Origin of the sequence: Clostridium sp. C2-6-12, assembly GCF_009928485.1 — a bacterium.
Classification (GTDB): Bacteria; Bacillota; Clostridia; order Clostridiales; family Clostridiaceae; genus Clostridium.
This window is the reverse complement of sequence record NZ_JAABNP010000043.1, coordinates 1-22,159: the sequence shown is the minus strand read 5'-3', so window position 1 is coordinate 22,159 and position 22,159 is coordinate 1. Positions and strand designations below refer to the sequence as shown.

Annotated in this window: 26 protein-coding genes; 22 read left to right on the top strand and 4 right to left on the bottom strand. The window is 29.1% G+C overall.

All coding sequences use genetic code 11. The annotated features are described in order from the left end of the window. The first annotated feature begins 252 nt into the window (after positions 1 to 252). From GXK56_RS24110 to GXK56_RS24080, 8 genes are all read left to right on the top strand, one after another. On the top strand, positions 253 to 1,500 hold the full coding sequence (locus GXK56_RS24110) for an HD domain-containing phosphohydrolase (RefSeq protein ID WP_160692274.1): 1,248 nt from the start codon (positions 253 to 255) through the stop codon (positions 1,498 to 1,500). Beyond that, on the top strand, positions 1,484 to 2,044 hold the full coding sequence (locus GXK56_RS24105; protein WP_160692272.1) for a VTT domain-containing protein: 561 nt from the start codon (positions 1,484 to 1,486) through the stop codon (positions 2,042 to 2,044). Before GXK56_RS24110 ends, GXK56_RS24105 begins: the two co-directional genes overlap by 17 nt. Before the next feature lie 252 nt (positions 2,045 to 2,296). Beyond that, the gene (locus GXK56_RS24100) at positions 2,297 to 3,400 is read left to right on the top strand and encodes a C40 family peptidase (protein ID WP_160692270.1); all 1,104 of its coding nucleotides are present in this window, start codon (positions 2,297 to 2,299) and stop codon (positions 3,398 to 3,400) included. A gap of 49 nt (positions 3,401 to 3,449) precedes the next feature. Further along, the gene (locus GXK56_RS27885; protein WP_202127935.1) at positions 3,450 to 3,587 is read left to right on the top strand and encodes a hypothetical protein; all 138 of its coding nucleotides are present in this window, start codon (positions 3,450 to 3,452) and stop codon (positions 3,585 to 3,587) included. 207 nt (positions 3,588 to 3,794) lie between these two features. Beyond that, positions 3,795 to 4,145, top strand: coding sequence for a hypothetical protein (locus GXK56_RS24095; protein ID WP_160692268.1), 351 nt, complete (start codon positions 3,795 to 3,797; stop codon positions 4,143 to 4,145). Positions 4,146 to 4,220: 75 nt separating this feature from the next. Further along, entirely contained in the window at positions 4,221 to 4,850 is a 630-nt protein-coding gene (locus tag GXK56_RS24090; RefSeq protein ID WP_243156237.1) for a DUF2318 domain-containing protein, read from the top strand. 293 nt (positions 4,851 to 5,143) lie between these two features. After that, positions 5,144 to 6,004 (top strand): methylenetetrahydrofolate reductase [NAD(P)H], encoded by an 861-nt coding sequence (gene metF, locus GXK56_RS24085; protein WP_160692266.1) that lies wholly within the window; start codon positions 5,144 to 5,146, stop codon positions 6,002 to 6,004. A 355-nt stretch (positions 6,005 to 6,359) separates the two neighbouring features. Beyond that, positions 6,360 to 7,823 carry a cell wall-binding repeat-containing protein gene (locus tag GXK56_RS24080; RefSeq protein ID WP_160692264.1) on the top strand — a complete coding sequence of 488 codons (1,464 nt, stop codon included), beginning with the start codon at positions 6,360 to 6,362 and terminating at the stop codon, positions 7,821 to 7,823. Between the two features lie 83 nt (positions 7,824 to 7,906). On the opposite strand, the gene GXK56_RS24075 is transcribed toward GXK56_RS24080, so the two are convergent. Together GXK56_RS24075 and GXK56_RS24070 are read right to left on the bottom strand one after the other, a co-directional pair. Continuing rightward, complete coding sequence (locus GXK56_RS24075; RefSeq protein WP_160692262.1) at positions 7,907 to 8,833, bottom strand: DUF475 domain-containing protein; 927 nt, start codon at positions 8,831 to 8,833, stop codon at positions 7,907 to 7,909. Between the two features lie 233 nt (positions 8,834 to 9,066). Beyond that, complete coding sequence (locus GXK56_RS24070) at positions 9,067 to 9,633, bottom strand: GNAT family protein (protein WP_160692260.1); 567 nt, start codon at positions 9,631 to 9,633, stop codon at positions 9,067 to 9,069. A gap of 239 nt (positions 9,634 to 9,872) precedes the next feature. On the opposite strand from GXK56_RS24070, the gene GXK56_RS24065 reads away from it, so the two are divergent. Then, positions 9,873 to 10,373: a CPBP family intramembrane glutamic endopeptidase gene (locus GXK56_RS24065; protein ID WP_160692258.1), complete on the top strand. Its 501-nt coding sequence runs from the start codon at positions 9,873 to 9,875 to the stop codon at positions 10,371 to 10,373. A gap of 147 nt (positions 10,374 to 10,520) precedes the next feature. Here GXK56_RS24065 and GXK56_RS24060 read toward each other — a convergent pair whose 3' ends face one another. After that, positions 10,521 to 10,832, bottom strand: coding sequence for a hypothetical protein (locus GXK56_RS24060; RefSeq protein ID WP_160692256.1), 312 nt, complete (start codon positions 10,830 to 10,832; stop codon positions 10,521 to 10,523). 126 nt (positions 10,833 to 10,958) lie between these two features. Next, positions 10,959 to 11,288 (bottom strand): hypothetical protein, encoded by a 330-nt coding sequence (locus GXK56_RS24055; RefSeq protein WP_160692254.1) that lies wholly within the window; start codon positions 11,286 to 11,288, stop codon positions 10,959 to 10,961. Between the two features lie 317 nt (positions 11,289 to 11,605). On the opposite strand from GXK56_RS24055, the gene GXK56_RS24050 reads away from it, so the two are divergent. From GXK56_RS24050 to GXK56_RS23990, 13 genes are all read left to right on the top strand, one after another. Then, positions 11,606 to 12,091: a GNAT family N-acetyltransferase gene (locus GXK56_RS24050; RefSeq protein ID WP_160692252.1), complete on the top strand. Its 486-nt coding sequence runs from the start codon at positions 11,606 to 11,608 to the stop codon at positions 12,089 to 12,091. A 102-nt stretch (positions 12,092 to 12,193) separates the two neighbouring features. Beyond that, on the top strand, positions 12,194 to 12,418 hold the full coding sequence (locus tag GXK56_RS24045) for a hypothetical protein (RefSeq protein WP_160692250.1): 225 nt from the start codon (positions 12,194 to 12,196) through the stop codon (positions 12,416 to 12,418). Between the two features lie 189 nt (positions 12,419 to 12,607). Beyond that, positions 12,608 to 13,486, top strand: a complete 879-nt coding sequence (locus GXK56_RS24040) for an alpha/beta fold hydrolase (RefSeq protein WP_160692248.1) — start codon at positions 12,608 to 12,610, stop codon at positions 13,484 to 13,486. A 91-nt stretch (positions 13,487 to 13,577) separates the two neighbouring features. Beyond that, positions 13,578 to 14,144 (top strand): GNAT family N-acetyltransferase, encoded by a 567-nt coding sequence (locus tag GXK56_RS24035; protein ID WP_160692246.1) that lies wholly within the window; start codon positions 13,578 to 13,580, stop codon positions 14,142 to 14,144. Positions 14,145 to 14,271: 127 nt separating this feature from the next. Continuing rightward, on the top strand, positions 14,272 to 14,877 hold the full coding sequence (locus GXK56_RS24030; RefSeq protein WP_160692244.1) for an SMI1/KNR4 family protein: 606 nt from the start codon (positions 14,272 to 14,274) through the stop codon (positions 14,875 to 14,877). A gap of 336 nt (positions 14,878 to 15,213) precedes the next feature. After that, positions 15,214 to 15,954, top strand: a complete 741-nt coding sequence (locus GXK56_RS24025) for an MBL fold metallo-hydrolase (protein WP_160692242.1) — start codon at positions 15,214 to 15,216, stop codon at positions 15,952 to 15,954. A gap of 122 nt (positions 15,955 to 16,076) precedes the next feature. Next, positions 16,077 to 16,916 (top strand): ABC transporter substrate-binding protein, encoded by an 840-nt coding sequence (locus GXK56_RS24020; protein WP_160692240.1) that lies wholly within the window; start codon positions 16,077 to 16,079, stop codon positions 16,914 to 16,916. Between the two features lie 54 nt (positions 16,917 to 16,970). Then, complete coding sequence (locus GXK56_RS24015; protein WP_243156236.1) at positions 16,971 to 17,246, top strand: GNAT family N-acetyltransferase; 276 nt, start codon at positions 16,971 to 16,973, stop codon at positions 17,244 to 17,246. A gap of 216 nt (positions 17,247 to 17,462) precedes the next feature. Continuing rightward, the gene (locus GXK56_RS24010; RefSeq protein ID WP_160692238.1) at positions 17,463 to 18,149 is read left to right on the top strand and encodes a response regulator transcription factor; all 687 of its coding nucleotides are present in this window, start codon (positions 17,463 to 17,465) and stop codon (positions 18,147 to 18,149) included. Beyond that, complete coding sequence (locus GXK56_RS24005) at positions 18,136 to 19,539, top strand: HAMP domain-containing sensor histidine kinase (protein ID WP_160692236.1); 1,404 nt, start codon at positions 18,136 to 18,138, stop codon at positions 19,537 to 19,539. The genes GXK56_RS24010 and GXK56_RS24005 overlap by 14 nt, the downstream gene beginning before the upstream one ends. Positions 19,540 to 19,679: 140 nt before the next feature. Next, positions 19,680 to 20,456 carry a hypothetical protein gene (locus tag GXK56_RS24000; RefSeq protein ID WP_160692234.1) on the top strand — a complete coding sequence of 259 codons (777 nt, stop codon included), beginning with the start codon at positions 19,680 to 19,682 and terminating at the stop codon, positions 20,454 to 20,456. A 541-nt stretch (positions 20,457 to 20,997) separates the two neighbouring features. After that, complete coding sequence (locus GXK56_RS23995) at positions 20,998 to 21,483, top strand: GNAT family N-acetyltransferase (RefSeq protein ID WP_160692232.1); 486 nt, start codon at positions 20,998 to 21,000, stop codon at positions 21,481 to 21,483. A gap of 46 nt (positions 21,484 to 21,529) precedes the next feature. Further along, positions 21,530 to 22,048: a GNAT family N-acetyltransferase gene (locus tag GXK56_RS23990; RefSeq protein ID WP_160692230.1), complete on the top strand. Its 519-nt coding sequence runs from the start codon at positions 21,530 to 21,532 to the stop codon at positions 22,046 to 22,048. Positions 22,049 to 22,159 lie beyond the last annotated feature (111 nt).

The window sequence follows — 22,159 nt, the reverse complement described above, 5'->3', positions numbered from 1 at the left end:
TGAAAAATAGCATTTTATAAAACATGAAATAAATAAGTAATATAATAATATGAGACCACTACGTAAAGATGTAAATATATTTTTATGTGGTGGTTTTCCTTTATAGTTTAAAGTTATAATAACAATATAAATTAAAATAGGGTAGTAATTTTTTGTATAATAAAAATTTGCTAAATAGTACACATAATTTATACATTATTCTATACTATTATTAAGATAAAAGATTAGCTTAGAGCTAAGAGGGGTGGAAAAATGTTATTTAGTTTAAATGAATTTTTAATGGCTGTTTCCTTTGCTTTGGATTTTGTAGAAATGGATATTCTAGGAATGCCATCTAATCATGGTAAAAGAACGGCATATATTACAATTAATATAGCTAAAGAAATAGGTTTTAGCTTTGAGGAATTACACGATGTAACAGCACTTGCAATGCTCCATGATAATGGCTTAAGTGAATACAGTTTACATAAGAAGTTAATAAAAAGAGAATTAACAAATGCAGCTGTATTAGAAGATGTAAAAGAACATTGTATAATAGGAGAAAAAAACATTGAGAATTACCCACTATTAACAAATATAAAAAATGTAATTAAGTATCATCATGAAAGATATGATGGTATGGGATTTTTTAATTTAAAGGGAGATGAAATTCCTATAATGTCACAAATTATAGTAATTGCAGATACCATAGAAAAAAATTATAAATTACAAGATAATAATCATGAAATGCAGAGGGAAGTAATTGAGTTTGTAAAAGCTCAAGAGAATATAATGTTTTCTTCAACTATTGTAAAGGCATTTTTGAATATTGCACAGAATAATGAATTTTGGGAAAATTTAAAAGATGATTATATAGATACAGCTCTAAAAAATGAAATTCCAGAATATAGTCTAGAACTATCTTTTGAAGGAATACATAATATAACTACCGTGCTATCTAGAATAATTGACTCAAAATCAAAATATACAAGGAGACATTCTCAAGAATTATCTCTTAAGGCTGCTATTATGGCTGATTACTATGGCTTTGAAAAAGAAGAGAAAATGAAGCTAGTTATTGCAGCAGATATGCATGACATTGGTAAATTAGCAGTGCCTAATGATATTTTGGACAGCCCTAATAAGCTTTCTGATGAAGAATTTGAAGTTGTAAAAAAACACTCTTATTTTACAAGGATAGCATTGAATGGAATAAAAGGATTTGAAGATATTACTGAGTGGGCTTCAAATCATCATGAAAAGTTAAATGGGAGAGGGTATCCATTTGGTAAGATAAATAATGATTTGGATTTTAATTCAAGGCTTTTGTGCTGTCTTGATATTTATGAAGCACTTACTGAGGAACGACCATATAGAGTAGGATTATCCCATAAAGAAGCCTTAGATATATTAAATAAAATGAAAGATGATGGATTTGTTGATGGTAACATTACTAACGATATAGATAAAGCATTTGGGGGACTGACCCCTGGGGAAAATTACCATGTTCAATGCAAATGATGTATTAGATATTTTAAGAAATAATAGTTCTATAGCAATGCCTATAAGTATACTAATAAGCATAGGAATTTCACTTATTGGTATATTACCTTCCGTATTTGTAACAGGAGCTAATATAGTCTTTTTCGGCCCTATTAATGGTTTTTTTATATCTTTATTAGGTGAAACAATAGGAGCATATATTACCTTTATCGTTTATAGATTAGGCTTTAAAAATAAGATTGAAAAATTTACAGAAAGAAATAAGTTGATTTCTAAGATAGTAAATAGTTATGGAAAAGAGGCTGGTTTGCTAATATTGGAAGGAAGGATAATTCCTTTTATACCATCTGGAGTTGTAACCCTTGCAGCTTCAATCAGCAATGTTAATGCTGGAGTATTCACCGTTGCCACGTTGATAGGAAAGGCTCCATCTATAGCTTTGGAAGCACTGATTAGCTATGATATAATTAATATTTATGATAATTGGATAAGATTAAGTTTAACTCTAATTGGATTATTATTTATTAGGTTTACTATATCAAAAAACAGCAAAGAAAAGTAATAAAGACTAAATTGAGTTGATTGAGGAAGTTTGGCGCATTACATATCAATGAGCATGATTTTCGAAGTAATAAAAAAAGTGTAATGAATTCTAATAATAATTAGTTTTCAATACACTTAATTTTTTTGTTTTTAATAGGTAATTTATCCCTATTCACAAATCTACATAATTTCTACACAATTTAAATGTAACATAGGAGGGAATTTACAAAAGAGGAGCAAATATTACTCTACAAGAAAAGGAGCGATATAAGTGAAAAAAATATCTAGAATAGTTATGTTAGCTATGGCATTGACTACTGCAACTCAAGTTTCAGCCTTTGGGGTGCCAACATCTAACCAAACACAAACTCAATTGGAACAAAATAAAAATTCTCTAAAGGAAGCTCAAGATAAAAGGCATGAACTTGAAGCGAATATTGAAGAGTTAGATAATCAAATTGAAGATTATATGATGAAAATTGAAACGAATAAGAAGAGTATAAAGTCAACAGAAAACGATATCAATTATGCCGAGAAACAAATTACTTTATTTGAAGAAGCAGCAAAAAATAAACAGAAAGCATTGGATCAAAGAGTGAGAGCTTTGTATATGCAGGGGCAAGCTAGTTATCTTGAAATATTACTGGATTCAGAAAATTTTAGTGATTTAATCACAAGAGTTGAGGCTATTAAAAAAATAGTAGGTATGGATAAAAAAGCAATAAGTGATTTAAAGGATACAAAAGCTGAAGTAGAAGGTAAAAAAGTATCCCTTGAAGCAAAGCATAATGAACTACTTGCATTAAAGAGTGAAAATGAAAATAAGTTAACAAGTCTAAATACCAACATATCTGATCAAAAGAAACTCATAGAAGAGGCAAAGAATCAAGAAAGGCTATTTGCTTCAAAAGTAGATGAATCTCAAGAATTGGTTAATACTTCAATAGCAGATGTAAAGAAAATTAGAGGCGAAGCGCCTAGTGTTAAACCTTCAAGAGGGGGAACATCAGCAGCACCTGCATCTAATAATAATATAATTGCATATGCGTCAAATTTCCTTGGAACACCTTACAAATGGGGAGGGACAAGTCCGTCTACAGGCTTTGATTGCTCTGGATTTACTCAATATGTTTATGCACATTTTGGCATCAGACTTGGAAGAACAACTTATGATCAAATAAATAATGGATATGGAGTTTCAAAAGATGAACTTCAAGCAGGAGATCTTGTTTTCTTTGGTAAAGGTGGAGATCCTACTCATATGGGAATCTACGTAGGGAATAATACATATATCCATGCTCCGAGAACTGGAGATGTGATAAAAATATCATCAATGAATAGATCTGATTATATTACTGGTAGAAGAGTTAAGTAGCAATTAAAAAATATTAATTATTTTAAATATTGAATTTGAGGTGTTTATAATGTTTGTTGAAATTATACTTACAGCAGTTTTGGTTTTATATACAGCGCATATTCTTTATAGTAAATTTATTAAAGGTACATCAGGAGGATGTTGCTGTAATAATGGTAGTAAGTCAAAGAAAAAATGTAGTAAGTAATTTCAAAGGATTCTATAAGAGTTTTAGTAAAAATCATTGTTTTTGCTAAAACTCTTATTTAATTTACTATATGCTATTGAAAACTAAATTTCAGACATATGACATCTTTATAATATCTACACATATTGTTGGTATACTATACCGCAAGCGGTACTTATTTCAAGAAATATTTTACTTATAAATTTTTAGCTAAAGGGGATTTTTGGAATGAAAATGTTAAAAAAAATTACTGGAAGTATTATTGTATCAATAACAGTTTTAGTAGCAATGCCTTTAACTGCAAATGCGGAATGGAAGCAAAATAATAAAGGATGGTGGTATTCACAGGGGCAATCCTATGCTACCAATTGGGTTAAAATTGATGGACAATGGTATTACTTTGATTTAAATGGATACATGAAAATAGGATGGATTAAGGATAACGAGAATTGGTATTACCTATATGAAGATGGTACTATGGCATATAATACTATTGTTGACGGATATTATTTAAATGCTAGCGGAGCTATGAGTTCAAAACAAATATCTGCCTACTCTGACACATGGAGTTGTCATTAGAAAATATGTCTAGTTAGAAGTGAAATTAACTATTTTAATATTGAATAGCAAAGAAAATTATCTGGAGGAAATTAGATGATAGGATATATAACAAAAAATAAAGAAACATATTTAGGGAAAGAAAAGGCAAATAGATATAAAAAACTGATTATTTTAGGAGTAACTCTAATTAGTATGTTTACTATAGTAGGATGTTCATCAGTAAGTAATAGTAATGTAGACAGTACTGATTCCAGTAAAAGTGTAAGTTCTAGCAATAAAGAAAGCAGTAATAGTAATAAGAAAGGTAACAATAATGAAAGTAAAATTCAAGAAGCTAGTAAATCTTCTGAAAATATTATACCAGGAATAGAAATCATTAAATCTGAAATTTCTGATAAGGCAAAATTTTATCCATATGAATCAAATGGGGTTAAAATGGAGGTTCTTGCACTGAAAGCTAATGATGGAACAATAAGAGTTGCTTTTAACACTTGTCAGGTATGCTATAGTTCAGGAAAAGGATATTATGTACAAGAAGGTAAGGAGCTAGTGTGTCAAAACTGTGGAAATAGATTTAATGCTGATATGGTAGGCAAAACCAAAGGCGGATGTAATCCAGTGCCTATAGCAGAACAAAGTAAAGTTGACGATGGTACGAAGATAGAAATTGATAAGAAATTTTTAGATAAAAACAAAGGGTATTTTAGTAATTGGAAAGCTTAGTTAAATATACAGCAGTCTAACGGGGAGGGGGATTTGTTTACATATTTTCACTTATTGATTAATCACTTCTCCCGTATGCAATACGTTTGAGGACTTTGAAGACAGCGCGTAGAGCAGATCGCATTCTATATCCGAAAGATGGCGTGATTGTTGATAAATTGCACTTTGGTAAATATGTTAAGGGTTAATGATATACAGCATTACGAGAATTTTTAAGAAGATGGGTTGTTAGAAAAAACGCTAAGAGTATGCTATAATGGTTTCAAAGAATTTGTAAGATTATGGAGGCTGTTATGAAGCTAAATGAACTTTTTCTTAAAGATCGCAGAGTATTTTCTTTTGAAATATATCCACCCAAAAGAGATGAAACTATGGAAGGCATCACTTCTCTACTCGGAGAATTAAGTGAGTTAACACCAGATTTTATCTGTGTTGCTTATGGAGCAGGAGGTACTACAGCGGATGCTTCTACCTGTAAGATTGCTTCTATGATCAAAAATCAATATCACATTGAATCTATGGCTCATGTGGCTTGTGTTAACTCTACAAAATCAGAAATTGATGTCATATTACAGCAGTTAAAAAATAATGAGATTGAAAATGTTCTTGCCTTACGTGGAGATATCAATTCTAATCTGCCACGAAGAGATGACTTTCATTATGCATCGGATCTTGTCAGCTATATTAAGGAGCATGGTGACTTTTATCTGTCTGGAGCATGTTATCCAGAGGTTCATGTAGATGCAAAGGATATGCAAGAGGATATTGAGCATTTAAAGATCAAAGTAGAAGCTGGAGTTGATCATTTGATTTCACAGTTATTCTTCGATAATGATCTATTCTTAGCATTTAGGGAAAAGGTAAGAGATGCTAATATACATATTCCAATCGAAGCAGGTATCATGGCAGTTAGTAATAAAAAGCAGTTTGAGTTTATGGTTAAAATGTGTGGGACAAGTATTCCACAAAAACTTGCAAAAGTATTACAACGTTATGAGTATGATGAAGATTCTCTTCGTGAGGCAGGGATTGAGTATGCAATTGACCAGATGGAGGGACTACTAGAACATGGAGTTGATGGCCTTCATCTCTTTACGATGAATAATACGTACATAGCAACACAGATAAGTAAAGAAGTAAAACGGTGGTTATAGAGTTAGAAAAAGACTTTCATAGTACATTATAATTGTAATTTCTGCTTTTGTTGTTCGCGAAAATGAGTAGAAGGAGGTGTGAAAAATGATTTCTTATTTTTTCACACCTCCTTTTTATGCAATGAAGAAAGTATAAAAACTTATTGTTCACATCTAATTATGTAAATTTTTATGGATTATTAAATGTTAAAACATGTTACAAACACTTATGTTATTATTAATTCAGTATTTCATATATTATGGGAAAAAATGAAATATTTAAATAAACTTAAGGAATATATATTTGGCATAATTAATGACAAAACATGTTCTTCATTCATACTATATCTAATGTAAAAGTATCAGGAGGAAACTGATGAATAGCATGTTGGAAAGTTGTCCATTTACACTAAATACTACAAGAATTTGTGGTGATGATTCTATAGATATATCTATAGAAATATCTAAAATTGGCTTTAGTAATATGAAGCCTAATACTGTCATCTTAGTTAATAAACAAGAGATTTTTGATGCAATAGCAGCAACATCTTTAGTTCATTTCCCTTTTAATGCACCTATTTTGTTTACTGATTGTAATAATTTAAGAAAAGAAACATTAAAGGAAATCAAAAGATTATCACCAAAAGGCCATAATGGAACCCAGATTATATTAGTAGGTAATTTTTCAGAAAGTGTGTCTTGTGAACTTAAGAAGCATGGGTTTAAAACTCAGGATATAGAAGGTAGTAATTATTATGAGACTGCATGCATCATATCTAGAGTAAGGAAAGACTTTAAAAATATTCTTATTATTTCAGGTGAGGATTATTCAGAGGGAATTGCTGCTGGCTATTGGTCTGCACATCATGGAGATCCTATTTTATACACAAAGAAAAATAGCATTCCTTGTTGTACCTTAGAAGCTATTAAAAAAATGAAAGATATAAATATCTATATTATAGGTTCAACTAAAACAGTATCAAAAGAAGTAGAAAAATATTTATCAAAACTTGATAATGTTAAACGCTTAGATAGGATTGATGGAGAGAATCCTTATGATATCGCAGTTAATTTTGCTAAATATAAAGATCCTAAAACTGACTTTGGATGGGGAAGACATTATAAAGAAGGTCATGCTTTTACCTTTGGAGAAGTAAATAATCCTATGGAAATCATAGCTGGTGTTTTATTTGCTCATATGGGCAAGCACACACCTCTTTTGTTAACTAAAAAAGATAAAATACCATCAGTAGTAAAAAAATATATTAAATTAATTAAGCCTATGATACCTATGGACATGCCTATGCCTCCATTTATGCATGGATTTATTCTTGGAAGCATAAAAACCATTAATTATAATGCACAGATAATGATAGAAGATACTCTTTCTGTAGACCATGAAATGATGGGAATGGAGGAGCATAATAATCATGATTCACATTGTATGCACATGAAGCATATAGAAATGGAACATGAGCATGATTTAGATCATATGCATAATATGTGCTGTGAAAAGCACATAATAGATATGGAGCATGATGATCATGACTCAGATTGCATGCATCAGAATATGTGCCATGAAGGACACATGATAGAAATGAAACACGATGATGAGCATGACCTAGATCATATGAATCATATGTGCCAGCAAGGACACATGATGGAAATGGAGCATGATAATGAGTATGATTTAGACTATATGCATCACATGTATAATAATGAAGACGAAAATAATAATGAAATGATTGATAAAAGTAATCATAAAGTTGGAAAAAATTATAAATCTGAAGAATTAAATACAAGTTATAAAAGAGTTGGTATTGATGAAATACTAGGTTAAATATTTTAATGAAAATTGAATTAAAATATTTAAGATGTTGGGAAGGTAGTAGGTTTGGCCAAAGCAAATCTACTACCTTCTTTTTATGAAAATTCTTTTTTAGCATGATTTCTTGATTTGAAGAAGAAATAGGCTATTATTAATATTGTAAACAAAGGTGAAACAAATTCAGGTACTTCAACATGAAATCCTTCGAGAACCATAACGGTGCCTAGACAAAGCACTGAGTACATAGCTCCGTTTTTAAGATAAATATATTTTTTAATTTTATCTATGCTTCCCATGGTGATTTTTCGAACAACATAAGCTCCAAGACCATTACCAAGTATAATTAATGGAATTGACATTGTAAATGCAAATGCTCCTAAAACTCCATCAATTGAAAAGGTAGTATCTATTATCTCTAGGTACAATATTTTGCTTAGGTCTGACATTTGGCTGGTATTATTAAGCAGCTTTTTTTCGTTGTCTTCTGCATTTTTTTTAAAGCCATCGGTTATAAAGAAGGCAGAGGAGCCAATTACAGCAGATAAAGCAAGTGTTGGATTTGATTTTAAAGCTAGTGCTACAATTCCAACTAAAATAATTGAAACAACAGCATAAAACCAAGCACCATTTTTAAGAAAGAATTCTTCAGTTGGAAGTCCAAAATGCTTATCTTCAATAAACAACCAATGCAGAAACAAGAATACAAGAAAAATTCCGCCTCCAAGCATAAGTATAGGTGTTGAATATTTTATAGATTCGATTATATGTGGATCATTTGAAAAGGTTGCGGTTAATGCACCAATAGGACCAAGAGATGGATTTGTAGCCCATACAATAGCCCAAGGCAATAATCCTCTTACAATAAATACTGCAAATAATATTCCATAAAATAAGAACCATTTTTTAGCTTTTTCAGACATGGTAGATAGGACTTCAGCATTTATTACGGCGTTATCTATACTTGAAACTACTTCAAATACACATAAACCAATAATGACAAAAACAATTGATAAAATCTCCATAAAATCCATCCTCTCATATAAAATTAGATTTTTTATAGTACTAATATTATTATTTACTTTCTTTTCTAATATATTTATCTTTAAGAATCAATTTTACTAATTTACATTTATGGAATAAATGCATTATATCAAAAGTTAAAATAAGTAAAAAGGATATTTTAAAAATTGAATAATCTATTTTTTGCAATTTGTTATTTATTTTTATTTTTTTATAGAAACGGTATGTCCTAAATTTATAGAAAATTATGCTTGGTTGCATTATAATCACTTTCCAAAATTGACATGATTATTACATCGCAATAACTGCCATTTATAAACTCACCGTCTCTCTTTATTCCTTCTTTAATAAATCCTACTTTTGAATATGATTTTTGGGCTCTACTGTTGAAAGAAAATACTTCTAACTCTACACGATGCAAATGTAAAACTTCAAAAGCGAATTTTATTATTAATTTTGTTGCTTGTGTACCATATCCACTGCCACACAAAGCGCTTTTAAATAGGCAAATTCGGAAATTAGAACTGCGGCTATCTTCATCGATTTCATTTAAAACAACTTCGCCTAAAATATTATTACTTTTATCTACAATTAAAAAATCATATCTTGTTTCATCATCTATTATTTTGCATACATAGTTTTCAATCATTTCTTTACTAAATTCATCTTTTGTTCCAGTACAGTATTTTATATCATCATCACATTCTTTAAAGCCTGTTTCAAAATATTCTTCTATATCCTGTATGGTTATAAGTCTTAAATCAATTTGGTCACCATGTAATATTGTGTTTTTTAATTTCATTTTATGTACCTTCTCTTTCTAACTTATATATTTATCTCAGCTTAGATTTTAACATAATTACCAATAAATTATATCATAAATACTTTAATTATCCATAACTAGCATAGTATAATGGAAGGAGAAGGGTTAATTTAACACAATAAGTAATAATTATAAATAAGTGAAAAAAGTGAAAAATATTGGTGTAATACAAAGTATTCACTTAAATTCCTAATTATTAACATAAGGAGGGTAAAATAATGAAGAGAATTTTTGAGAGAGCTAATAAGTATTTGCAAGGATTATCAACTATAAAATTTATTATAGTTATAGTACTATTAACATATTTAACTTTCATGATATTTTTCCCACTAATTTATTTATATGAAGAATACATAGGACAAATGGGAGGGCCTGAGAACTTAAATGCAGCATCTGTTGAAAGTCAAATTATAATAGGTTCAATAATAGGCCCACTAATAGAAACCTTTATTTTTCAATATGGAATTATTGAAATACTAAGTTCTACTAAGATTTTTAAAGAAAAAAATATTATTATTGCTGTAATTTCATCATTACTTTTTGGTATTTCACATAGTTATAGCTATATATATATGGTTTATGCATTTATAATCGGTTTATTGTTAGCATATTCATATTTTGTTTATAGAAAGAAAGGCTTTTCAGCTTTTTGGATTGTATTTATAATTCATGGTATAAGAAATACAATTTCAACTATTCTGATATATTTTAATATTTAGTAAGATAATTAAGATATAAATTTGCTTTTTAGTTTGATATTAAATGTCTGTATTAAAAAGCAGCTATTCACTTATGAAAAGAATAGCTGTGCACTCATTAAAAAGCAATTACATTTCAATACGGAAATATTCTGCAGCTCAAAACGGTTATGACCTAGTCACAGCAATTTCTCCATTACCAGCTACAATTATAAGATCTCCATTTCGAATAAAACCTAGGTTGATAACTTCATTAAGATTATCAAATTTTTTGAAAAATTTTTGATTACCATTAGAATCAATTATTATAAGAGTTGTAGGGGGCTTTGTTGTAAGTTTAGCAGTTGCACTAAATTCCACTGCTTCTGAAATATTGTATATACCTTGATTATAAGTATTTGATGTAAAAATAGCTTTAGTAACTTTTGTGAAAGCAATAGTTGATATTAAAAAAACTATTATAAATACCTTTAATTTCATTTAATACACCTCACTACCTAATATTTTGCAAATATATTAGAGAATATTAATAGTTTAATTCATATACCACAAACTAAAAATATAAATTAAAGTAATTCGGATTTATATTTAGAAAAGCATTATAGACTAAGATGAAGTAAATACTAATTTACCTTGCTTACCAATAATAACAATTCTATAATTATATTTCATAGGCTTAAGAACATATTTTATTGAATTTGGTTCAAAACGTATAGATTGTTGAATAATTTGCTTATCATCAAAGATAATCATATAAACATCAGCACCTGATGCGTTTGAAACATTATACATAACATCAGGTAATAATTTTAAATCTTGTATATTGTAAAAACCTTCTGAAGCTGTTGAAATAGTAGGTTGTGCTATGGCAATGGTTGTATTTATACTAAATGAAAGTATTAAGCAAATAGATAGAATCACAAATGATTTTTTCATTATATAGCCACCTTTCAGCGTAAAAAATAAATATGCATTTATATTGTTTGATTTTTAGAAAAGAATATTCTATTAAAATCAAATATAATAATAGATTATTGCATTTATTTAATGGAGGATTGACATTGTATAAGTTTATTATTCAATTTATTAAATTCGAAATTTAAGGTATGAAAAGTTGAAGTTGGATTGTGTTTATTTGAAGATAAGAGAGGGAAAAGTGAATAAAAGAATGCTTTATATAATGATTTAATATACAGAATAGAGTAGATAAAATTTTAATTTATTGATAAAAAACAAGTTATGGAGAATAGTTTATGATAAAGCAGGCAAATAAAAATGACATTTTAACGATTGAGGAGATTTTGATGGATGCAGTAATTTGGATGAAAAAGAATAAATTGCAGAATCAATGGAATGAGGAAAATATAAAGTGGAATTCTCTATCAAAAGAATATGAGATTAATGATTTTTATATAGATTTTCAAAATGGCATTCCAGCAGCATGTGTAGCTATAACTGATTTAGATCTAAAATATTGGCCTGAAATTCCTCAGGGAAAGTCACTATTTATACATAAGTTAGCTGTTAAAAGGGAATTTTCAGGTAAAGGTATTTCAAAAGAACTTATCGACTTTGCAAAAAAATTATCTTTAGAAAATGGTATTAATTCACTAAGATTAGATTGCAATTCGCAAAGAAATAAATTGAGGATGCTATATGAAAATGAAGGATTTATATATGTAGAGAGGAAGAAATCAGAAAGTAATTGTAATATGGCATTATATGTATGGCATGTATAATCAATAAGCTTATATTTTAGTTTTAAGCTGCTTTTAAGCACATTTATGTACTAAATTATTACAGATGAAGTTTATATGAGCAAAAGGAAGGTTTTTATAATAATGTTTAAACAATTTTTAAAACATGTGCCAGGATTTAGAACAGGTGAAAAAGGAAATATGATAATAGCTAGTATATATTATATAAGTTGTTTAGTTTTCTTAATTGTAGGATTAATATTTTTTGACAGTAAAGATAAGGTTGGCTGCGTTAAAATATCAGGCAGTGCCATATTATTCCCAGCTTTCATATTTTCTTTTACAGATAATATGAACAATATGTCCTGAAGATTAAATATATAATAAAAAGCTGGGTATGAAAAATTGATAACTATAATATAAAATTTATAGTATAAATGCTGAGTAGTAGAAAAATGAAGCAAAAATCCTTATTTTCAAAAAGTTCAGTTGGAAATAAAATATAAGTGTTACATTCACTTACGTTAAAATATATTATAAAAATTAAGGAGAAATTCTATGAATATTAAACCAATGAATGTATATGTAGGGTGTAAAGAAATTCAAATTAAAGATGAAATAAAAGACATTTTATTTAAGGTTCTAATACAATATCCAACAAATGAAACTTCTAGTAAAACAGCATTTGGTCCATATATAATGGATGTTTCCATTAATGCAAAATTATTAGAGGGTGAATTTCCACTTGTTATAATTTCTCATGGTAATGGGGGGGCCCATCTTTTATATAGAACTATAAGCACACATCTTGCAAAAAATGGCTATATTGTAGCAATGGTAGAGCATTATGGGAACAATAGGAATAATAATGAATTGGAAAACACAGAAGAAAATCTTCTCTTGAGACCAAAGCATATTAGTCTTACAATTGATAATCTTCTTACAGATAGTTTTTTTGGAAAACATATTATAGAGGATAAAATAGCAGTGATAGGCCATTCCATGGGTGGATATACAGCTCTTGCATTGGCAGGAGGTATTCCTAGAACAAGAGAAGGTAAAAAAATAGAAACTACGCCTGATCAAAGAATTAAGGCTTTAGTGTTACTTGCGCCAGGAGCAGGCTGGTTTATGAATGGGTTGGATAATGTAACTATTCCTATACTTATGTTAACAGCAGAACATGACCCAATCACTCCTGCTTGGAATGCTGAAGCTGTATTAAAGAGCATTGGAGATCAATCACTGGTTACTTTTAAGGAAATTAAAAATGCTGGTCATTTTTCTTTTCTTAGTCCATTTCCTGAGCCAATGAAAAATCCTAAATTCTTACCATCAACAGATCCAAAAGGATTTGATAGAGAAGATTTTCATATTCAATTACCAAAAGAGATACTTGTATTCCTTAATGAAAAACTTTTAAATCCAATTATTTAAATTATAAATGTTTTTTTGTAGTTAATGGTATTATTAATTAATAATGGCAAAATAAATTGAAGTATGAATTGTATTAAAAGGGGTGTATGCCATGAAGCATTTAGGCACAAAAAATTTAGAAACCCATAGATTGATATTACGTAGATTTGAATTAGCAGATTCTGAAGCAATGTTTAATAATTGGGCTGGTGATTCAGAAGTAACTAAATATTTAATGTGGCCTGCTCATAAGGATGCAGGTGTATCTGAGGCTGTACTAAAAGAATGGGTTCCACAATATGAAGAGGATACCTTCTATCAATGGGCAATTGTATTAAAATCAAATGGAAATGAACCAATTGGAAGTATAGCCATTGTGAGAATAGATGAACAAATTAATATGGTTCATGTTGGTTATTGTATCGGAAAAAAATGGTGGCATAAAGGGATAACTTCTGAAGCACTTTCTGCTTTGATTCGTTTCTTTTTTAATGAAGTCAAAGTAAATCGTATTGAATCTAGACATGATCCTAAAAATCCTAATTCGGGAAAGGTTATGGAAAAGTGTGGGTTGATTTATGAAGGTACTATGAAACAAGCAGATTGGAATAATCAAGGTATTTGTGATTATTCAATGTATGGACTTGTTGCAGAAGATTATAGAGACGAAGAGAGATAATTTAAATTTATCATTATTAAATATAAAAAGGAGTTATAAATACGATAGAAATAATAATTTATTGGTTCGGAAAATAAAAGATTTATTGGCAAGTAAAAGAGTTAATATTAGATTGGAGAAAAACACGATGAAAGTTGTTGAAGAATATGTAAATGCATTAAAAAAAGCATATTATGATAATGGTGGTAAAAAGAGTTGGGATCATTTTGAAAAAGTTATGCATGGTGCAAGCAGCGAAGATATAAAAAAATTGAAAGAGGAATATCCCTATGTTCCAGATTCTTTCGTAAAACTTCTTGAATATGTTGATGGAACTTATTGGAGGGAATATGAAGGAGAAAAAATTACATTTTACATTCTTGGTTCTGATGTTTATGAATATCCTTATTATCTGCTTTCAGTAAATCAGATTTTGGAGAGTAAAAATGAGGCGGTTGATTTCTATGCTGATTATGTGAATCGTGAATATGGTGATGAGGTTGAAGTAGATGAAAGAATTATAGATTGTTCAAATGACATGAAATGGTTACATTTTTCAGATTGTATGAATAATGGTGGTACATCACAGTTATTTATTGATTTTTCACCTTCTGTAAAAGGAATTAAGGGTCAGGTGGTAAGATTTTTGCATGATCCAGATGAAATCCAAGTAATAGCAGACAGCTTTGATGAGTATTTACAAAAGCTAATTAATAATGGAATAGATTTTATTAACGAAGATACGGTTGAGTAAGTAAATAAACTTTTAATATCTAAGTTTATAAAATAAAATTCAGGGCTAAATCAAGTAAGTCAAAATTAATTAATAAATAAAATAATACATATAAATAATATAAGAGAACCAAATTCATGATGAAGTTTTGGTTCTCTTTTTTCCTTGATTAAATGCTAGTATATGATATAACAAAAAGAGTATTTGTTACAGTTTTTGATTATTATTTACACATTTACTATACCATAAAATTACAAAAAAAATCAAGTATTGTATTATATCCGCCAATATAGTTTAATGATTGAGAAAGTAAGAGAAAATATATTTTAAAATTAGTTTTAAGGAGGAGAATAGTAAATGAAAATTGAAAATGGAATTTATATGCTTGAAATAGAATCTAATACAACTGGGAAACCAACTACAATTTATCCAACATTAATTTCAAATAATGATTCGATAGTATTAGTAGATACTGGCTTTCCAGGGGTGTTTAATCAAATTTGCGAAGCAGTTGAAAAAGAAGGGCTAGAATTAAGTAAATTGGATACAATAATTTTTACTCATCAGGATATTGATCATATTGGAAATGTTAGTGAAATTTTAAATAAGGTCTCTGGAAATATTAAAACTTTTTCTCATGAGGAGGAAAAAGCATATATAAATGGTGAAAAGATTCCTGTTAAACTTGCTATACTTGAAACTAACTTAGAAAATTTACCTGATAATATGAAGGCAGCACATAAAATGCTAAAGGCAGGTTTTCAAAATAATAGAGTGAATATAGACTATACTTTGATTGAAGGTCAGGAATTGCCATATTGTGGTGGGATGACTGTAATTCATACGCCAGGTCATACTCCTGGGCACATATGCTTATATTTTAAACAGTTGAAGGTATTAATTGCTGGAGATATTTTTGCTATTAGTGATGGTTTGCTTATGAGAGGAAATCAAGCTTACAATTTTGATAATGAAGAAAATAATAAGTCTATTCAAAAATTAATGGAGTACTATATTGAAACAGTAATTTGCTATCATGGTGGAATGTATAATGACAATGTAAATAAGCGTATAGCTGAATTGGTAAATGGGGACTGACCCTTGGGTAAATATTCCAAATTATCTTTGAAGTTTGAAATTTTTAAAACTCGAATAATTTATATTTGAATTTCAAACAATAACTATAGCAAAATAATTGTGCTTTAAGGAGATTTGGAGTTATGAAAAAAATATTCACTTTAATTTTTAGTATAGGTTTTATTATTATAATTGGATATGGTACATGTAATAGTAAATTTGCATTAACCAATATCTCACCAAGAAAGGATAGATTAGACTTAATAAAAGAAAATGGGAAATTAACTTTTATTTCTGCAAATGATCCTCCTTTTGCATATGTAAATCCTGAAACAAAAAAATTAAGTGGAATTGATGCAGATATTATAGTTGAAATAACAAAGCGACTTGGAATTAATAATATTGAAATGAAGGAAGCACAATTTTCAGAGTTATTAGACAAACTAAATACTGATGACAGTATAGATGTAGCTGCAAATGCGATATTTATAACTCCTGAGCGTGAAGAAATAGTATCATTTACCCAACCGCTATACAAGGAATCAGAAGTTGTTGTTGTGCCAAAGGCTTCTAAAATTAATTTTAAGGATGATTTGAAAAATGCAGTAGTTGGAGTTGAAAAAGGTACAAAATTTGAAGATTTAGTGCAGGGTTGGAAGAAAAAAAATTTAATAAAAGATGTAGCGATTTTTGATAGAAACTTAGAAGTACTGAATGCTGTAAATAGCGGAAAAATTGACGCAGCTGTATCTGATTCGTCTATTGCAAAATATGCTTTAAATAACAACAACTTTTTTTTTAAGACCTTGAGAGATTATACTCCAGAATTATATGGAACTGTGGGTATAGCAGTTAGAAAAAATGATATTACATTATTAAATGCTCTAAATGAAACAATTAGTCAGATGAAAGCAGATGATACATTGCATGCCATTCTTTTAGATAATGGATTAGATAACAGTAATTTAATTGAAGGCGAATGATATAAGTATAAATTCACCTCTTATTGCTTGCGCTAATGATGAAAGGGCTTATGCTTGAAGACTAAGGAAATGGGGTATGTTTTATCTAAAGCATATTGGGGAAAGGGATTAATGCCGGAAGCAGTTCTTGCAGTGATTGAATTTTGTCTTAATATATGTAAGCTAGATGGATTGACTATAGGTCATTTTTCATATAATAGTCAATCTAAAAGAGTTATAGAAAAATGTGGATTTAAATTTGTAAAGCAAAGTGAGTATTATGCTAAACAAATGGATTTAACTGTTGATGAGATGAAGTATGTATTATTAAATTCTAAAATGGATAAATAAAATTAAAAGTCGTAGCTTAATCATTTTTAAATAGATAAAGCTGCGATTTTTTATATTTCGTACTTCGAACTTTCTCTTTGAGCTTAAACTATATTTGGTTGCAGGCTACTAATAAAGGGTATCAATTGTACAATGTAAATTGTAAATTGCACTATATATAGTTTATAATTAACAATGAGCATGTACAATAAAGAATAAAAGTGAGAAGGTGCGATTGTGGAAATAAAGATTCTTATAGCAGAAGATGATCAAGTATTTAGGGACCTTGTATGCGATATTTTAAGAAAAGAAGGATATATGCCTGTTGTAGCAAGAGATGGAAAAGAAGCCATTGATATTTTTTTCACTTCAAAGGATATTGATGTTGTAATATTAGATATAATGATGCCTATATACGATGGGTGGGAGGTTCTTAAAGAAATAAGAGAACATTCAGATATTCCAGTAATAATGTTAACTGCCTTGGGAGATGAAAGACATGAAGTTCTTGGTCTTAAAAAGGGAGCAGATGAATATATTGCTAAACCTTTTAGTTATCCAGTTTTTATTGCTCGTCTTAATTCAATTGTAAGAAAATTAAATAAAGATAAGTTGGAAGAAATAAAGCTTGGAAAAATTAGAATAAATCAAGAAACTCATAAAGTTATGATAGAAGGTATGGAAATCGAATTGAATAATAAAGAATATAATCTTCTTGTATATTTAGTAAAAAATAAGGAACGGATATTAACTAGAGAACAAATATTAGTGAATGTATGGGGATATGACTTTGAAGGTGACATTCGAACAATAGATACCCATATAAAAACCCTAAGGGCAAAATTGTTAGCATGCGGTAATTACATAAAAACAGCAAGGGGAAGCGGTTATATGTTTGAGGTAAAAAACAATGAGGACAATTAAAGGAAAGCTGATTACGATTTTTATGCTTATTATGATAGCCTTAGTACTAAGTGGCGTAATTTTAAATTCAATTGGCTTAAAGGCCTATTATATTTATAAAAACAAAAATGTTTTTGTTACAATAAGTGAAAAAATTAGTAAGGAATATGCTGATAATAATGAAAGTAGTCTTGAATATATAACTGATATAGAGGAACTTGAGAATATAAATACAATGATTGTAGATCAAAATTTTAATATAGAGTATAATTCTGCACTTCAAAAAATCGATAATAAACAGCAACGATTATCCAAAGAAATGGAGCAGATTATTTTAGATAATAAAAAGAAACTTTTAAAAAATGCTGTATATTATATTGGTGACAAAAATGATGACGAAAAGTCGAAACTAGTCTTTGTGTCACAAATGAGCAATGGAAAATTTATTATTTTAAGAAAATCTATTCGAAGCATAAGTCAAAGTGTTTTTATAGCTAATCAATTTTATATGATTTCAGGAACCATAGTAATTTTGATTGGCAGTATTTGCATACTTATTTTTGCTGAGAAAATAAGTAAACCAATTATAGAAATGAGTAATATCGCAGAAAATATATCAAATCTTAAGTTTGATAACCGGGTAAAAGTTCAATCACAAGATGAAATTGGTAAATTAGGTCAAAGCATTAATAAAATTTCTGAAAAGCTTAGTGTCAGTATAGAAGAACTTAAAAAGGATGTAGAACGTAGAAAACAGCTTGTACGTAATATGTCTCACGAATTAAAAACTCCAATAGGAATAATTAAGGGATATGCAGAAGGACTCAAGTATGGAGTTGCTGATGATCAAGAAAAGATGGAGAAATATTGTAATGTTCTTGTTGAAGAATGTGATAGAATGGATAAGTTAATATTTGAACTTTTAAATCATTCTATGCTTGAAGCAGGAATGGTTAAAATAAATGTAACAAGCTTTAATATTTATGACCTTATAGCTGAAATAAGTGAAAGATTTAAAGCTGAAATTACTGAAAAAGGTATTACCTTTAATTTAAAATGTGAAAATGATTTTCAGATATCTGCTGATCGTGATATGTTAGAGAAAGCTATTAATAACTTTATTACTAATGCCATTGATCATGTTGAAGGAGGAAATTTAATCGAGCTTAATGCTGAGAAAAGAGGCAGTGGAATAAAAGTAAGTGTTTTTAATACTGGAAGTCACATACCAGGTGAAGCCATTGATAAAATTTGGGATGTTTATTATAAAGTTGATAAAGCAAGGTCTAGAAAATATGGAGGCCATGGACTAGGGCTTTCAATTGTAAAATCAGTAATAAAGCTTCATGGTGGAAGTGTTAATGTAGAAAATGTACAAGATGGTGTGAAATTTGGTTTTGAAATACCATAGAAAAAATAATATATAAATTTAATTATTTCACATAAATTTCACAAAAGAATTTTATTATGTATTTGTAACCAGTTATTACTAAGTTACAAGTACATTTTTTAGTTTATAAAAATATAAGTAATGAAGAGGAGAGAGATATTATGAAAAGAAAAAAATTATTAGGTATTTTAGTTACATTTATGATTACAATGTTAACTGCTATTCCAACATTTGCAGATGAAATCACTACAGAAGGTTCTACAACTACTGGAACAGCACAAGTTACTCAAACAAGTACAGTTAGTGAAGAAGCTAAAGCAGCTAAAAAGCAAGAAATAGCTCAAAAGCTTTCTTTAAGAGCACAAAAACTTGGAGTAGATATTACAGGATTGGATAACAAAGCTGCAAGAGAAAAAATAAGACAAGCAGAAGCTTTAAAGCTAGGTGTAGACATAACTGGATTATCAAATGAAGAAGCTAAAGCAAAGATACAAGCAGCCATTGAAGATAAAAAAACAGAAAAGCTTTCTGAAAAAGCTTCAGTACTTGGAATTGATATAACAGGATTATCAAATGAAGATGCAAAGGCTAAAATAAAAGTAGCTGCAGAAGCTAAGAAACAAGAAGCGTCTCAAAAACTTATACAAAGAGCACAAAAGCTTGGAGTAGATATTACAGGATTAGATAACAAAGCTGCAAGAGAAAAAATAAAACAAGCAGAAGCTTTAAAACTAGGTGTAGACATAACTGGATTATCAAATGAAGAAGCTAAAGCTAAAATTAAAGCAGTTGTTGAAGCAAAAAAACAAGCTGTAACTGAAAAAATTACAGAAAGAGCAGCTAAATTAGGAGTAGATATAACAGGCCTTTCCAATAAAGAAGCAAGAGAAAAAATTAAGACAGCTAGAGAAGAAGCAAAAGCAGCTAAAACTAACTAAGGGGACTGACCCCTGGGGAAATATTCCAATATCCTTTGATATTTGTAATTGACCTGTAATTGTTAAATCTCAAATAATTTATATTTGAATTTCAAATAATAAGTAAAGCAAAATAATGCGCTTTAAGGAGATTTGGAGTTATAATGAACCATATATATAAATAAAAAGAAAAAATAATAACCATATGTAAAATTGTGGTATAATAAGAGTGGATATCTATGAAAATTAGATTGTCTGCTCTTATTTTTTATGGAAATGTAAGATGGGATTAATGCTTCATTTCAATAGAAATAATTTGACAGTTTAATAGAAATTCTAATTTAAAATTGATTATTATAATTTATAATTTGAAAAACAGTTTTCACTGTCAAAGGAGGAGATAAGGATGAGAATTGAAACAGAGTATTTAATTATTCGTAATTTTGAGTTGAGAGATGAAAAGGATTTATTACAGTGATGATAATTTAATTATTCCATCTATAATTAAAAGTAATGAGGAAAATATGGAATATACAAATTTTCAATTTGAGAGGGAGAAAGTATGATTAATTTAAGAATAGCTGATTTATCAGATACAAAACAATTTGCATACATTAAGGCAGAAGCTTATTCAGATGATAGGTCAAAATCCAAGCCAGATGAGGATAATATTCCAGAATGGTACAATGGTGAATGGTTCAAGGGGTTAGGAATAATTGATGAAGCTGAAGCAAAAAGATTAATAGAAAATTATTATTGCTACATGATTTTGTTAGAAGAAACTCCAATTGGAGTCTTTTGGCTTCACCATGAAACTGAGGGGTATTTTGAATTAGAAGACTTTTGCATTTTACCAGCATATCAAGGGAAAGGATATGGGACTATAGTATTAAAATTAATGGAAGAGCTTTATCCAGATAACAAGACTTGGATGCTTGGAACACCATATTTCTGCAGACGAAATAGGCATTTATATGAAAAAGTTGGTTACGCATATGATGGAACTGCTTCTAATGATACAGTTATTCTTTATAAGAAGTGCATTTAAATGATATAATTCAATTAATGATAAATTGAAACAAAGGAGAAAGATTATGATTAGAACTGCTACAGTTGACGATATTTTGGAAATTGAAAAGATATATAATGAGATTTTGGATTATGAAGAACAAACAGTATCCTATACAAATTGGCAAAAGGGGCTTTATCCAACAGTTGAGTATGCAAAAAGTACAATTGATAATAATACAATGTTTGTTGGAGAAGATGAAAAAGGAATATATGGCTGTGTCGTGCTAAATAGCATCCAACCAAAAGAATATGAGAATATTTCATGGCTTACAAAAGCTGAACCAGAGGAAGTTATGGTAATTCATACTTTGTGTATTAGACCTTCTGCAAGCGGTAAAGGTAAAGCAAGAAGTATGGTGGAATTTAGTGAGAACTATGCTAGAGAGGCAGGCTATAAAGTTATTCGCCTTGATACTTATGAAGGTAATATTCCAGCTGCAAGTTTATATCCTAAGATTGGATATGTTTATGTTGGGACAACAAAATTTCATTTTCAAAATGTGATATGGGAAAATTTAAAGTGTTTTGAAAAAGCATTGTAATATTATAGTAATGTTTTTAAGTATGAGGGAGAACCACTTCTGGATGTAAGGGGTTCTTTTTTGGTGTGCCCAGCATGGGCACGTGCTAATCGGTGAAAGTCCGTAATGGGG

Coding starts and splice junctions, on each gene's coding strand:
- GXK56_RS24090 (WP_243156237.1), top strand. CDS start 4,221: ATGATAGGATATATAACAAAAAATAAAGAAACATATTTAGGGAAAGAA.
- GXK56_RS24025 (WP_160692242.1), top strand. CDS start 15,214: ATGAAAATTGAAAATGGAATTTATATGCTTGAAATAGAATCTAATACA.
- GXK56_RS24060 (WP_160692256.1), bottom strand. CDS start 10,832: ATGAAATTAAAGGTATTTATAATAGTTTTTTTAATATCAACTATTGCT.
- GXK56_RS24020 (WP_160692240.1), top strand. CDS start 16,077: ATGAAAAAAATATTCACTTTAATTTTTAGTATAGGTTTTATTATTATA.
- GXK56_RS24045 (WP_160692250.1), top strand. CDS start 12,194: ATGTTTAAACAATTTTTAAAACATGTGCCAGGATTTAGAACAGGTGAA.
- GXK56_RS24075 (WP_160692262.1), bottom strand. CDS start 8,833: ATGGAGATTTTATCAATTGTTTTTGTCATTATTGGTTTATGTGTATTT.
- GXK56_RS24035 (WP_160692246.1), top strand. CDS start 13,578: ATGAAGCATTTAGGCACAAAAAATTTAGAAACCCATAGATTGATATTA.
- GXK56_RS24070 (WP_160692260.1), bottom strand. CDS start 9,633: ATGAAATTAAAAAACACAATATTACATGGTGACCAAATTGATTTAAGA.
- GXK56_RS24055 (WP_160692254.1), bottom strand. CDS start 11,288: ATGAAAAAATCATTTGTGATTCTATCTATTTGCTTAATACTTTCATTT.
- GXK56_RS24095 (WP_160692268.1), top strand. CDS start 3,795: ATGAAAATGTTAAAAAAAATTACTGGAAGTATTATTGTATCAATAACA.
- GXK56_RS23995 (WP_160692232.1), top strand. CDS start 20,998: ATGATTAATTTAAGAATAGCTGATTTATCAGATACAAAACAATTTGCA.
- GXK56_RS24065 (WP_160692258.1), top strand. CDS start 9,873: ATGAAGAGAATTTTTGAGAGAGCTAATAAGTATTTGCAAGGATTATCA.
- metF (WP_160692266.1), top strand. CDS start 5,144: ATGAAGCTAAATGAACTTTTTCTTAAAGATCGCAGAGTATTTTCTTTT.
- GXK56_RS24030 (WP_160692244.1), top strand. CDS start 14,272: ATGAAAGTTGTTGAAGAATATGTAAATGCATTAAAAAAAGCATATTAT.
- GXK56_RS23990 (WP_160692230.1), top strand. CDS start 21,530: ATGATTAGAACTGCTACAGTTGACGATATTTTGGAAATTGAAAAGATA.
- GXK56_RS24000 (WP_160692234.1), top strand. CDS start 19,680: ATGAAAAGAAAAAAATTATTAGGTATTTTAGTTACATTTATGATTACA.
- GXK56_RS24080 (WP_160692264.1), top strand. CDS start 6,360: ATGAATAGCATGTTGGAAAGTTGTCCATTTACACTAAATACTACAAGA.
- GXK56_RS24110 (WP_160692274.1), top strand. CDS start 253: ATGTTATTTAGTTTAAATGAATTTTTAATGGCTGTTTCCTTTGCTTTG.
- GXK56_RS24050 (WP_160692252.1), top strand. CDS start 11,606: ATGATAAAGCAGGCAAATAAAAATGACATTTTAACGATTGAGGAGATT.
- GXK56_RS24005 (WP_160692236.1), top strand. CDS start 18,136: ATGAGGACAATTAAAGGAAAGCTGATTACGATTTTTATGCTTATTATG.
- GXK56_RS24105 (WP_160692272.1), top strand. CDS start 1,484: ATGTTCAATGCAAATGATGTATTAGATATTTTAAGAAATAATAGTTCT.
- GXK56_RS24040 (WP_160692248.1), top strand. CDS start 12,608: ATGAATATTAAACCAATGAATGTATATGTAGGGTGTAAAGAAATTCAA.
- GXK56_RS27885 (WP_202127935.1), top strand. CDS start 3,450: ATGTTTGTTGAAATTATACTTACAGCAGTTTTGGTTTTATATACAGCG.